Origin of the sequence: Kaistella flava (ex Peng et al. 2021), assembly GCF_015191005.1 — a bacterium.
GTDB classification, from domain to species: domain Bacteria; phylum Bacteroidota; class Bacteroidia; order Flavobacteriales; family Weeksellaceae; genus Kaistella; species Kaistella flava.
Window position 1 is genome coordinate 684,638 of sequence record NZ_CP040442.1, and the last position, 12,931, is coordinate 697,568.

The window sequence follows — 12,931 nt, forward strand, 5'->3', positions numbered from 1 at the left end:
TATTGAAGTTTCGCTTACCAAATAAAAAAACCTTCAAGTTTTAAAATCTTGAAGGTTTACTTTTTCTTATCCGAAAGCATTAATTCCGGTAATATCCATGCCGGTAATCAGCAAATGAATATCGTGCGTTCCTTCGTAAGTGATTACGGATTCTAGATTCGCAGCGTGTCGCATCATTGGAAATTCTCCCATAATTCCCATACCACCAAGAATTTGTCGTGATTCTCTGGCAATGTCAATCGCCATTTTCACGTTATTTCTTTTCGCCATTGAAATTTGTGCCGGCGTTGCTTTATGTGCATTTTTCAAATTTCCTAACTGAAGACAAAGCAGTTGTGCTTTCGTAATTTCCGTTAAAAATTCGGCTAATTTTTTCTGTTGTAATTGGAAAGATCCGATTGGTTTTCCGAATTGTGTTCTTTCTTTTGAATATTGAACTGCGGTGCAATAACAATCAATTGCAGCTCCGATTACTCCCCAGGAAATCCCATATCTTGCAGAATTTAAACAAGATAATGGTCCTTTCAAACCAGTAACTTTTGGCAATAAATTCTCTTTAGGAATTTTCACATTATCAAAAACCAATTCTCCAGTTTTTGACGCGCGAAGTGACCATTTATTATGAGTTGTTGGTGTTGTAAATCCTTCGAAAGCTCTTTCAACAATTAAACCCTGAACTTTTCCTTCTTCATTTTTTGCCCAAACCACAGCGATATCACAAACTGGTGCATTGGTAATCCACATTTTTGCTCCGTTTAATAAATAGTGATCGCCTTTGTCAACGAAATAAGTTTCCATTGAACTTGGATCAGAACCGTGATTTGGCTCGGTTAATCCGAAAGCACCAATCATATCACCACTTGCTAATTGCGGCAGAAATTTCTTTTTTTGTTCCTCAGAACCATATTCATTAATTGGAAACATAACCAAAGAACTTTGTACAGAAGCAGCGGAACGAACGGCAGAATCGCCTCTTTCAAGTTCCTGCATAATGATTCCGTATGAGATTTGGTCTAAACCAGAACCACCATATTCTTCAGGGATATAAGGACCGAGTGCTCCAATTTTCCCCAGTTCTTTCATTAAGTTAGGAATATCGGTATGATTTTGTGCGGCGTCATCGATTTTCGGCATCACAAAACTTTCTACCCAATCCCGAACAGATTGGCGTATAAGTAAGTGTTCCTCAGTAAGTAAACTATCAATTCCATAATAATCTGGAATGGAATTTAAGGGATAATAAGACATATTAATTTTGTTTGCCCTAATTTAGGATAATTAAAGATTTTAAGGAAATATTTAGAGGAAATTTATGTTTTTATTAGAAAGATAATGAGATTTACTATTCTTATTGATTGATGAAAAATATGTAATCAAAATAAATCAACTAATTCAAAAGAAAAGAGCAACCAATTTGGGTGCTCTTCTCCTATTTTTTGGATATTATTAAATACTATTTATCTTTAAAATTTCTATCGAAATCGATACAATCAACTTGCTTTAAAGTATTTCCTGAATATTTAATTTTTGAAGGATTTGTATAATTCGATTTACTTCCATCAACTTTTTGCTCGCCAATTCCTTCGATGAGATTTTCTCCTTTTCGCAAGAAATAAATTTCACGATCAGAAGTTTTTCCTTCAGCTTCAAAAGTATAAACCAGTTTTAAAGTATCTCCATTTTTACTTCCAACCACATCACCAATTGAACTGTCTTTTTCGAAATTTTTATAGCGCATTTTTCCAATGATGGTACCTAGATTATCTTCTAAAGAAACGAAGACAGAATCCTTATTTGTGGCCTCCATATAGCAGGTTTGTAGGGTAGAAGACTCTCTAGGTTCGTTGGTTTCGGGAATAACAACCAAAGAATCAAGGGATTCATGAGTTGCAACAACTTCATTAGATTTTTTTTCACAACTTAATATTGTTGATACGATAAGTGCAGAAAGAAATAGTTTTTTCATGAAATATTTTTGTAAATAATTTGAGCATCAATTTACTGAATTTAATTTAAAGAATGTAGATTATGTTAAATCGAAAAATAATCTGCGTATGATAATTGGTTTATCTGAAAGTAGTTTTTTAATTGGAAGCCAAAATAATTTTAGTTTTCTATTTTAAATTTAAGAAAGAAAAAGTAATACTATTTTAAATCCTTGTTTTTAAAATCGCTGAGATTCTCGCAGACAAAATTAAATTTTCCATCAATTAAACTTTTAGTTAAGATTCAATTTAGATATTCAGAATAAATTCCATTTAAAAATTTGGATAAGAAAAATGATTTAAACATAAAAAATCATAATCGCTGAGAATCGGCTGTAGAATTTTTTGTAGATAAATGGTCGATATTAATGAAATTTAAAAATGAGATATTTTTAATGATATTATTTGAGTTGGTAAAAACTTAGATAAAAGATGAAAATCTCATTACAGTTGTCATTTCATAAAAGTCCTATAATTTATATTATGTTAAATTGGATTTATTTCTCATGAAAAGTTAATAGCGTTATTACAAAATTACCATCTCATACTAAAAATCAATTTCTTAGTCGAATATGATTCTGCAGGCATTAATCATATGGATAAAAAAAGCCTTCCAAATTGGAAGGCTCTAAAATATTACTTGTTTTTTAAACACTTTTCTAAGAACTGATCTTCTTCCCATAAAGTATGCAATACATTTTCCTTGGCTGCATATCCATGAGCTTCTCTAGGTAAAAGAACCATTCTAACTGGTGCTCCTAAATTTTTCAAAGCTTGGAAATATCTTTCCGTCTGCAAAGTAAATGTTCCCGGATTGTTATCAGCTTCACCATGAATTAGCAACAACGGCGTTTTCATTTTATCAGCATGCATAAATGGTGACATTGTATTATAGATTTCCGGAACATCCCAATAATTTCTTTGTTCGCTTTGGAAACCAAACGGTGTCAAAGTTCGGTTATAAGCGCCACTTCTTGCAATTCCACAAGCATAATCTTTGGAATGTGTCAATAAGTTTGCGGTCATAAATGCTCCGTAAGAATGTCCACCAACGGCAACTTTATTACGATCAATGTATCCTAATTTATCAACAGCGTCAATCGCAGCTCTACCATCTGCAACCAATTGCGTGATAAAAGTGTCGTTAGGTTCTGCTTTTCCTTCACCAATAATCGGGAAAGAGGCATCGTCTAAAACAGCGTAACCTTTGGTCACCCAATAAATAAATGAGCCATAACTTGGGAACGTAAAATCATTTGGATTCTGGGTAGTTTGTCCCGCAGTATCTTTACTCACAAATTCTCTAGGATAAGCCCAAATTAAAAGTGGTAATTTTTCTTTATGATTTTTACGGTCGTAGTTTGCGGGTAAATAAAGCGTTCCGGTTAACTCTACTCCATCATTTCTCTTATAAGTAATGACCTCTTTATATACATTTTTAATGCTTTCAAAAGGATTGGCAAAATGAGTTACTGCGGTAGATTTTCCATTTTTAATGTTTCTTACAAAGTAGTTTGGATACTGACTTGGCGACTGCTCTACTACTAAAACCTGTCCGTTTTTTGCATCTAAAATATCAACAATGCTTTCTTTCGACTTAGTTAATTTTGAAGTGTAGACTCTTTTTTTAGACATTGTTCCTAAATCCAATTCATCAATAAAAGGAAACTGACCATCTTTTGTAAAACCTGCTCCGATAAGATTGGTTTTATTATTCTTAACGTCGATTACATTTCTACCGTACTGATTTTTAGTTTCAGCGAAACTTCCAGGATTGCTGTAAACATCCTGATAATTACGGTCATCAATTATTTTTGATGAATTATCTTTTAAATTAATTAAATAGGTTTTAGAATTTCTGGTATCATACCAAGTATCAGAAACGACTGCAATATTGCCGTTTGACCAATCGATTCCACTGAATCTCTGCTTTGTTTTAAAGAAAGATTTTGGCGCATTATTAAAGGGTGCTTCCCAAACGAAAAGTTCATCACGATAATCCACTTTTTTTGCCTGATCTCCACCGTCCAAAGCTTCTGCAAAAACCAGTGTTGATGGTTGATCATCTCTCCAACTGATATTTCTTTTCCCTTCTCTTACTGATGAAAAACCTTTCGGCATAATTTCATTCAATGGAGTTTCGTTGACTACTTTTACCAAATTTCCGTTTTTATCATAAACGGTGGAAGTCATCGGAAATCTATTCAAAGGAACAATATAAGAATACGGTTTTTGAATCGTTGTCAACATTAAATAATTGCCATCTGGAGAGAAATTAACTGAAGTATAGATTTCTTCACTTTTAAATTTCTGCTGATCTCCATTAATAGAAATCTTTACAAGATCAGATTTTGCTAATGTTTCAAAGTTAGCTTCATCCTGAGGATTTTTTAATAAATCCTGATACGTTCTGTTTTGTGAAACTTTTCCGTCTGAGACAGAAACAGTTGGTCCAGATGGAAGATTTTGTTTCTCATCAATTAACGCCTTTCTATTAGAAGGAATTTGTTTAACTAACAAATTTTGAGAATCTGACATCCAAACATAAGGATTTCCTAAGTTTGCATTCAGTGGTTGGTTTGAAATCTTTTTTGCGGTATTTGAAGCAAGATCTATAATCCATAACTCAACCGCATTTTTTGTCGTGTTAGTAAAGGCTAATTTTTTCTCATCAGGAGAAAAAGAAAGATAGGCGATTCTTGCGTTCGCTGGTAAACCTTTGACCTGTGACTCTGTTTTATCTTTCAACTTGCGGGTCTTCAAATTGTTCACGTAAGTCATCGTACTGGAGATATTGGTGATTGGATTCACCCTTAAGCCCGCCAACTTCATTTCCTCCTGACTCAAATCATCCAGGGATTTATAGGTGTCTCGGTAAGAGAAAATCATCATTTCTCGCTTACTGTCCATCATTACTGATGGTGCTCGTTCAAAATCTGCTAACTGCATAATTTCCGCAGATGGTTTTTGATAGGTAATGTTTTCTTGGGCACTTGCAAAAACTACAAAAAGTAAAGCAATTGCCGTCAGTCGTTTTTTCATATATATATACTCTTTTTTCAAAAGTATTGAAAATTAATGTTCTTAGCAAGTAACTCTTCAATAATAATATAAAAAAACCACCAATACAGCTAGTAAATTGGTGGTTTATATGATTTTTAATAAGTGAATGCTACCATTTAGATTCCCGTCTTCGCGTCAACATACTATCAATAGAAAATTTCCGCGGTCCAAACGCGAGAATCAACGCAAAAATAGTGAGGTAAAGCAGACTGCTCTCCATGATGTTGAATGGATCTGGCTGATGAACGGCAAAAGCTGCGACAGCCATTACGATCAAAAGTACCAAACTAGCTGCTCTCGTAAATAATCCAATGATAATTAAAAAGGCTCCTATTAATTCAAATAGAATTGCGATAACTAAAGTAGTTTCCATACCAAGGCCTAAAAAATTATAAAATTTAATTTCTCCGCCAAGCTGGAATTTTTCAAGTTTCGGAAGTCCGTGAAGAAAGATGAGTGAAATCCCTACAAAAATCCTGGCAAAAAGCATCACAATATTGTTTACCGTAGGAAAATCTTTAGTCGAAGAAAAGTAATTCATTTGATATAATTAGATAAGTAAATTAATAAAAACGTCTAAAATACGAAATTTTTACCTTAAAATTTCTAACGGTATCCGAAATTTTTCAAATCTCTGTCGTTCTTTCTCCAGTCCTTTTTCACTTTCACGAAAAGAGTCAGGTGAATTTTTTTAGAGAAGAATTTTTCTAAATCTATTCGGGCTTCTGTTCCAACTTTTTTAATGGCTTCACCTTTATGACCAATAATGATTCCTTTCTGAGTATCCCGTTCTACGTAAATCACTGAGTCAATGAATATCATGCCGTCAGTTTCCTTGAACTGTTCTGTAACAACTTCTACCGAATAAGGAATTTCTTTATCGTAATTCAAAAGGATTTTCTCGCGAATTGCCTCATTTACAAAAAACCTTTCTGGTTTATCCGTGTATTGGTCTTTACCGTAATACGGTGGATTTTCTGGAAGCATTGATTTTAATTTTGGTAAAATCACTTCTGTATTAAATCCTGTTAGGGCAGAAATCGGTAAAATCTCCGCTTTTGGAATTTGTTCGTGCCAGAATTCCATCACTTTTTCAAGATCAGTTTGATTAGAAGCATCGATTTTATTCACCAAAATCAACACAGGAACCGGAATCTTATTTAGTTTTTCAACCAAAAATTCACTGTGTTCTGTTTTATCAGTAAGGTCGATGATGAAAAGAAAAACATCGGCATCTTGTAAAGAATCCTTCACAAAATCCATCATTTTTTCCTGAAGTCCGTATTTAGGATCCAAAACTCCGGGAGTGTCAGAAAAGACAATCTGTAAATCCTCTTCATTATAAATTCCAAAAATACGGTGTCTTGTAGTCTGTGCTTTCTGAGTGACAATGGCCAACTTCTCCCCCATCAATTGATTAAGAAGTGTTGATTTACCAGCGTTGGGTTTTCCAACTATATTTACGAATCCTGCTTTATGAGTGCTCAAAGTATAATAATTTTAAAGTAAGGGCAAAGTTAATGAATTTTCGTGGGTGTTGATTTTATTCTTGATTTAAAATCACCAAGATTACTAAAGTATTTATTACAATTTTCAAAAGGCATAATTATTTCATTATTGAAAACCTTAAATTATTAATTATGAGGTCAATTTGGAACGGAGCAATTGGATTTGGGCTGGTGAATATTCCAGTGAAGATGTATTCTGCGGTGGAAGACAGCAATCTCGATTTGGATATGTTGGATAAAAGTGATTTTTCAAATATCAAGTTTAAACGCGTTAATGAGAAAACAGGCAAAGAAGTCAAATGGGAAAATATAGTCAAAGGCTTTTTGTTGGATGAAAAGTACGTCGTGCTGGATGCTGAAGATTACACTGCCGCAAGTCCCGAAAAAACGAGAGTGTTCTCGATTGAACAGTTTGTAAAAGAAGCGGATATTGATTCTGTCTTTTTCGAAGTTCCTTACTTTTTAGAACCTCAGAAAAATGCAGAGAACGCTTACAATCTTTTATTAAAAGCACTACAAAAAACTAAAATGGCAGGCATCGGGACTTTTGTAATGCGTGACAAACAAATTTTTGGAATGATTCGTCCTTATGATGATAAAGTTCTCATTATTAACAGACTCAGGTTTGCACAGGAAATTCGGGATTATAAAGATTTAAAAATATCAAATGAGAAAAGTCCGAAACCTGGAGAATTAAAAATGGCAGTTTCGCTAATTGAACAGAATTCTGAAAAATTTGAACCGACAGCTTTTAAAGATACTTATGCAGAAGATTTAATGAAGATTATTAAACAAAAGGCGAAAGGTAAAAAAGTCAAAAAAGTTGATGAGGCACCTGAAGATAATGGTAAAGTTGTTGATTTAATGGCACAGTTAAAAGCCAGCTTAGAAAGTTCCAAAAAGACTAAAAAAATCTCCTGATCATGCCACTTGAAGAATATAATAAAAAGCGGAAATTTGACGAAACCTCTGAACCAGAAGGAAAGGAGAATAAAAACGAGGGCAAATTGATTTTTGTCATTCAACGGCATTCTGCAACAAGATTGCATTATGATTTTCGTTTGGAAATGGATGGTGTTCTTAAAAGTTGGGCCGTTCCGAAAGGTCCTTCACTAAATCCACAAGATAAAAGATTGGCAATGATGACAGAAGATCATCCATATTCTTACAAGGATTTTGAAGGAGCTATTCCTGAAGGAAATTATGGTGGCGGCGAAGTTGAAATTTGGGATTCGGGAACTTATGAACCTTTAGAAAAAGTCGAAGGTAAATCTGATGATTTAGTAATGCGCCACGAACTGCATCAAGAATCGTTGAAATTCGTTCTTCACGGCAAAAAATTAAAAGGGGAATTTGCTTTGGTGAAAATTAAAAACTCGAAGGAAGGAAATGCTTGGCTGCTGATTAAACACAAAGATAAATTCGCACTTGCAGAATACGATTCTGAAGAACATGTCCCGAAAAAATCAAAAGTGACTTTACGAGAAGAAAACCGACCCAGTAAAAAAAAAGTAAAGACTCCTGAGAAAGAGCAGAAAACATTTAGAAACTTTACTCCTTCACTAATTGGTGAAAAAAAGTTAAAAGATTTTATTAAACCAATGTTGGCTCAGCCGGGAGAAAAAGCTTTTGATCATAAAGACTGGGTTTTCGAAATTAAATGGGATGGTTATCGTGCTGTTGCAGATTTGAGAGAAACTGCGATTCAGCTTTATTCCCGAAATGGTCTCTCCTATTCTGATAAATTTTCAAAAATTGTTAAAGCTTTAGATCATCAAAATTACCAGATGGTTTTAGATGGCGAAATTGTAGCCTATAATAAGGACGGAAAACCTGATTTTCAAACCTTGCAAAAAATTGGTGAAAATCCAGATTTGGCGATGACTTATCAAGTCTTTGATTTGCTCTGGCTCAATGGACATTCTACAGAAAACTTAAGTCTATTTCAACGGAAAGAATTACTGAAAGATGCTTTGATCGAAAATGAGGTTATTAAATATTGCGAACATATTCCAGAAAAAGGAATTGATTTTTTTGATCAGATAAAAAAAATGGAGTTGGAAGGAATGATTGCAAAAAAATCCGACAGTACTTATTCAGAAGGAGTTCGCTCTTCGGACTGGTTGAAAATTAAATTTCAAAATACAGAAGATGTTTTAATTTGTGGTTTTACAGAACCAAATGGTGGACGAAAAAACTTTGGCGCCATTATTTTAGGAACTTATATCGATGGTCAATTAGAATATTGCGGTCATGCCGGAACTGGTTTTTCAGATAAGACTTTAGATTCTTTGCATGATTTGTTTAAACCTTTAATTACTAAAGATTGCCCTTTTAAAGCAATTCCTAAAACCAATGCTCCTGCAACTTGGATGAAACCTGAATTAGTTTGTGAAATAAAATATACCGAAAAAACGAAAGATGGAATTTTTCGTCATCCCGTTTTTATGGGACTTCGAAGTGATAAAGACAAAGAAGATTTAATTGACGAAAACACACCTGACTCTAAAGATGTACCACCTTTAAAAGTAATTAAAAAAGAGGAATTGAAAATAACTGATGTCAAAAAAAGCAAAAGTAAAACGACGATAAAATCGGTTAAGCTGACGAATCAAAATAAAATTTATTTTCCGGAAAGTGGAATTACAAAAGGTGAAGTGGTCGAGTATTATCAATCTGTGGCAAAGTATATTTTACCTCATTTGAAAAACCGTCCACAATCGTTAAACCGTTTTCCAAATGGGATTGAAGGATTAAGTTTTTATCATAAAGATGCTGGAAATGACGCTCCCGCTTGGATTGACAAAGTCTCTGTGTTTTCAGAATCAAATGAAAAAAATATTGAATATTTAATTTGCAATACCGCTGATGATTTGGCGTATTTGAATAATTTAGGTTGCATTGATTTGAATCCCTGGAATTCGACAGTCGAAGATTTGAATAAACCAACGTGGCTTGCCCTGGATTTAGATCCGTCAGACAAAAATACTTTTGACCAGGTGATCGAAACTGCTTTATGCGTGAAGGAAATTTTAGATCTGGCAAAAATTAAAGGCTTTTGTAAAACTTCGGGAAGCTCAGGAATTCATATTTTTATTCCAATGGAAGCTAAGTATGAGGTGGAACAAGTAAAAAATTTCGCACATGTTTTAATGCAGAAAGTGCAACAAAAATTGCCTGATTTAACGACGCTGGAAAGAAATTTAAAAAAACGGGGTGAGGATAAAATCTATTTAGATTATCTGCAAAATCGAACTGGTCAGACTTTAGCGAGCGTTTACAGTATTCGACCTAAACCTTTCGCGCCTGTTTCAATGCCTTTAATCTGGGAAGAATTGAAGTTTGGTTTAAAGCCTACGGACTTCAATATTCATAATGCTTTGGAGCGTATCAAAAAGAACGGCGATCTGTTTAAACCAGTTTTAGGTAAAGGAATTGATATGTTGAAAGCATTAGAGAACCTTTCTAAGATTTAAGAAAATTGATATTTGAAGTAGAAAGATATTGCACGCAATCTCGCGCCCACAGTTCATAACAAAGTTCAGAAGGGTGAATCCCGTCACTGAAAAAATCGACCACGGTTTGATTTTCCTTAAGTTTTCCCGTCCATTCTTGTATATTTATTTTTTCAGGTGGGTAATAAATATTTTTGTTTTTTAAAACAAGGTTTCTAAGATGTTCAGCAAGTAAATCTTTGTGATTTACCAACACAAAACGAAGTTGTTTTGTAAACGCAGGAAAGCTTTCAATAGTAGGTAAATGTGCAAATAAAATCGGAGTTTTCGGAAATTTATACTGCAAATCATCGATAAGAAACTGAATGTTTTTATTCCAGTTTTTCGGCTGAGTCAGTTCAAATGAGTCGTTACCACCAATTCCAATAACGAGCAAATCGCAAGCAGTTTCATTAATTTGGGGTAAAATTTTCTGATGAATTTTCTCCACACTATAACCAGTCTTAGCGTACACTTTCCAGTCGATGTTGAAGTGAAATAAAGCGCTTAATTTATTGGAGAAATGACCGGCAAAACCATTTTTATGAAATTCTACGCCTACACCAGCAAAAGAACTTTCACCAATAAATAAAACCTTTAACTTTTTATCGACATTGATATTGACAAATCCTTCAGGATCTTTTGCTTCTGGAAGAAGGGGAATATCTCTTTTAATTTTCTTTCCCTGGAAATAAATAATCGGTAATAAAGGAATCGCCTTTAGTAAATGAAAAAAGTATTTTGTTTTCATACCGATTAATTTTAGTTATTTTTTTAAAACAACAGGCAAAATTTCATTTTCTATAAGACCATATTTTTTACGGTCCTCAAGAGAAAACTTTTTTGAATAAAAGTTGATATCAACTTCAAAACCTGCCTTTTTCAAGCGATCGAAATAATCCATTCCATACCAGCGAATATGATCGTATTGGCCAAAATGTTTTTGTCTTTCTTTCGGATCTTTGATCGAGAAATCTTCATATGATTTTTCTAAAGAATTCTTCATTGGAACCTGAAAAATTCCCCAGCCTCCTTTCTTCATTATCCGATATAATTCGCTCATCGCTTTCTGATCATCCTCAATATGTTCTAAAACATGATTGCAAAAAACAATATCGAAGCTTTCATTTTCAAAAGGTAAATCCAGAATATCTGCTTTTACATCCACAATAGGCGAATACAAATCTGCAGAAGTATAATCGAGATTCTTCATTTTTTTGAATCTTCTTAAGAATTCCTGTTCCGGTGCAATATGAAGAACCTTATAATTTTTACTAAAAAAATCGGTTTCATTTTTAAGATACAACCACATCTGACGGTGACGTTCTAAACTTAAAGTTCCTGGAGATAATGCATTTTCGCGCTGTTTTCCGTAACCGTAAGGAAGAAATTTACGATATGATTTCCCGTCGATGGGATCTGTAAATTTTGTTCCTTTAAAAAATTGATAAATTATAGGCCGAAGAAAAATGCTTAAATTAATAAGCATTGGTCTTGGTATTTTATTTAAAAGAAATTTAGTGATTTTTTTCATTAAAAATCTAGTGTGAATGGTTTTTCCTCATCACTTACAATTCCCAATGCTTCATAAATATATTTATAGGTTGACAATAAAACTGGTTTTCCAGCAATAATACAAACATCATGTTCGAAATGTGCTGAAGGAGACATATCTAGTGAAGTCACTGTCCAACCATCATCATGGAATTTTACTTTTTCGGTTCCTAAATTAACCATTGGTTCAATCGCAAGAGCAATTCCGTCTTTTAAAACTTTACCGCTTCCTTTTTTACCATAGTTTGGAACTTGAGGATCTTCGTGCATTTTTCTGCCTAAACCGTGACCAACCAATTCACGAACAACTCCATATCCATGAGCTTCACAATAAGTCTGAATTGCATTTGAGATATCTCCTACTCTTTTTCCACGAACGCATTGTTCGATTCCTTTGTAAAGAGATTCTTTGGTGATTTGTAAAAGTTTTTTAGTTTCCGGTGCAACTTCTCCTACTTCAAATGAGTAAGCGTGGTCGCCATAAAAGCCATTCATGAAAACACCACAATCTACAGATAAAATATCACCTTCAACTAAAGGTTTTTCATTTGGAATACCGTGTACTACTTCAGCATTTGGGGAAATACATAAGTTTTTTGGGAAGCCATACATTCCTAAAAACGCAGGTTCACCACCATGATCGCGAATAAATTCGCCACCTAAATTATCAAGATGTAAAGTAGTTACGCCTGGTTTAATTTCTTTAGCAAGCATGCCTAAAGTTTTAGAAACCAATTGTGCGCTTTCTCGCATTAAGCGAAGTTCTTCTATTGTTTTTAACTGTATCACTGTATTGTATAATCTTAAAAGTTAGAAAAAGGATTCGTAAATTTCGGATAATCGCTTACCAGAATAATCCTTTCTTTTTGTCTTTTTTCATTTTTGAATAAGCCAAAACTTCTTTTCCTTCAACACGAAATTCTATCCTTTCATTAATGATATTGTAGATTTCTCCCCAACCTGGAAATCCACCAAGGTTTCGGTCGTCGATGAAAAGATCAGCGTCAATTTTTCGGGAAGCATTTTCATTATCGAAAACTTCACCTTCAAAACTTGAATTAACTGCATAAAATTCCACGCCATTTTTTTTGCAAAACTCAACTGCTTCGTCCAAAGTTTTTCCATGTCGGTAAGTCCACAAGATTAATCTGTAGCCTTCTGACTGCAATTTTTTAAGGGTTTCGAAAGCAAAAGTTTTTGTTTTTCCAATTCCGGGATATCCATCATCTACGATAGTTCCGTCAAAATCAATAGCAAGTTTTTTACTGTTTTTCATTATTCTAAAATTTCAATGGTGCAAAGATAATAAATTTAGCTGCGACTAAGG

At 33.8% G+C, this 12,931-nt stretch carries 11 protein-coding genes; 2 read left to right on the plus strand and 9 right to left on the minus strand.

From position 1 onward, the window contains the following. Positions 1–66: 66 nt before the first annotated feature. The 5 genes from Q73A0000_RS03120 to era all read right to left on the minus strand — a co-directional run bounded on the left by Q73A0000_RS03120 (position 67) and on the right by era (position 6,536). Positions 67–1,248 (minus strand): acyl-CoA dehydrogenase family protein, encoded by a 1,182-nt coding sequence (locus Q73A0000_RS03120; RefSeq protein WP_193812633.1) that lies wholly within the window; start codon positions 1,246–1,248, stop codon positions 67–69. 205 nt (positions 1,249–1,453) lie between these two features. Then, entirely contained in the window at positions 1,454–1,966 is a 513-nt protein-coding gene (locus tag Q73A0000_RS03125; RefSeq protein ID WP_193812634.1) for a hypothetical protein, read from the minus strand. Positions 1,967–2,621: 655 nt separating this feature from the next. After that, entirely contained in the window at positions 2,622–5,027 is a 2,406-nt protein-coding gene (locus Q73A0000_RS03130; RefSeq protein WP_193812635.1) for an alpha/beta hydrolase family protein, read from the minus strand. A 130-nt stretch (positions 5,028–5,157) separates the two neighbouring features. After that, positions 5,158–5,589, minus strand: a complete 432-nt coding sequence (locus Q73A0000_RS03135; RefSeq protein ID WP_193812636.1) for a DoxX family protein — start codon at positions 5,587–5,589, stop codon at positions 5,158–5,160. A 65-nt stretch (positions 5,590–5,654) separates the two neighbouring features. Beyond that, positions 5,655–6,536 carry a GTPase Era gene (gene era, locus Q73A0000_RS03140; RefSeq protein ID WP_193812637.1) on the minus strand — a complete coding sequence of 294 codons (882 nt, stop codon included), beginning with the start codon at positions 6,534–6,536 and terminating at the stop codon, positions 5,655–5,657. 152 nt (positions 6,537–6,688) lie between these two features. On the opposite strand from era, the gene Q73A0000_RS03145 reads away from it, so the two are divergent. After that, positions 6,689–7,477, plus strand: a complete 789-nt coding sequence (locus Q73A0000_RS03145; protein WP_193812638.1) for a Ku protein — start codon at positions 6,689–6,691, stop codon at positions 7,475–7,477. A 2-nt stretch (positions 7,478–7,479) separates the two neighbouring features. Continuing rightward, the gene (gene ligD, locus Q73A0000_RS03150; protein WP_193812639.1) at positions 7,480–10,032 is read left to right on the plus strand and encodes a DNA ligase D; all 2,553 of its coding nucleotides are present in this window, start codon (positions 7,480–7,482) and stop codon (positions 10,030–10,032) included. Here the strand turns inward: ligD and Q73A0000_RS03155 are convergent. From Q73A0000_RS03155 to Q73A0000_RS03170, 4 genes are read right to left on the minus strand one after another with little or no spacing between them, the layout of a single operon-like run. Then, positions 10,022–10,801: an SGNH/GDSL hydrolase family protein gene (locus Q73A0000_RS03155; RefSeq protein ID WP_193812640.1), complete on the minus strand. Its 780-nt coding sequence runs from the start codon at positions 10,799–10,801 to the stop codon at positions 10,022–10,024. The two genes, ligD and Q73A0000_RS03155, sit on opposite strands and share 11 nt — an antisense overlap. A 15-nt stretch (positions 10,802–10,816) precedes the next feature. Further along, entirely contained in the window at positions 10,817–11,584 is a 768-nt protein-coding gene (locus tag Q73A0000_RS03160; protein WP_193812641.1) for a class I SAM-dependent methyltransferase, read from the minus strand. Continuing rightward, positions 11,584–12,393 (minus strand): type I methionyl aminopeptidase, encoded by an 810-nt coding sequence (map, locus tag Q73A0000_RS03165; RefSeq protein WP_193812642.1) that lies wholly within the window; start codon positions 12,391–12,393, stop codon positions 11,584–11,586. Before map ends, Q73A0000_RS03160 begins: the two co-directional genes overlap by 1 nt. Before the next feature lie 55 nt (positions 12,394–12,448). Next, positions 12,449–12,880, minus strand: a complete 432-nt coding sequence (locus Q73A0000_RS03170) for a BT0820 family HAD-type phosphatase (protein WP_193812643.1) — start codon at positions 12,878–12,880, stop codon at positions 12,449–12,451. Between the last annotated feature and the right edge of the window lie 51 nt (positions 12,881–12,931).

Bases quoted from the DNA above. Each gene is read 5' to 3' on its own strand.
- Q73A0000_RS03120 (WP_193812633.1), bottom strand. From the start codon at position 1,248: ATGTCTTATTATCCCTTAAATTCCATTCCAGATTATTATGGAATTGAT.
- Q73A0000_RS03125 (WP_193812634.1), bottom strand. From the start codon at position 1,966: ATGAAAAAACTATTTCTTTCTGCACTTATCGTATCAACAATATTAAGT.
- Q73A0000_RS03130 (WP_193812635.1), bottom strand. From the start codon at position 5,027: ATGAAAAAACGACTGACGGCAATTGCTTTACTTTTTGTAGTTTTTGCA.
- Q73A0000_RS03135 (WP_193812636.1), bottom strand. From the start codon at position 5,589: ATGAATTACTTTTCTTCGACTAAAGATTTTCCTACGGTAAACAATATT.
- Q73A0000_RS03145 (WP_193812638.1), top strand. From the start codon at position 6,689: ATGAGGTCAATTTGGAACGGAGCAATTGGATTTGGGCTGGTGAATATT.
- ligD (WP_193812639.1), top strand. From the start codon at position 7,480: ATGCCACTTGAAGAATATAATAAAAAGCGGAAATTTGACGAAACCTCT.
- Q73A0000_RS03155 (WP_193812640.1), bottom strand. From the start codon at position 10,801: ATGAAAACAAAATACTTTTTTCATTTACTAAAGGCGATTCCTTTATTA.
- Q73A0000_RS03160 (WP_193812641.1), bottom strand. From the start codon at position 11,584: ATGAAAAAAATCACTAAATTTCTTTTAAATAAAATACCAAGACCAATG.
- Q73A0000_RS03170 (WP_193812643.1), bottom strand. From the start codon at position 12,880: ATGAAAAACAGTAAAAAACTTGCTATTGATTTTGACGGAACTATCGTA.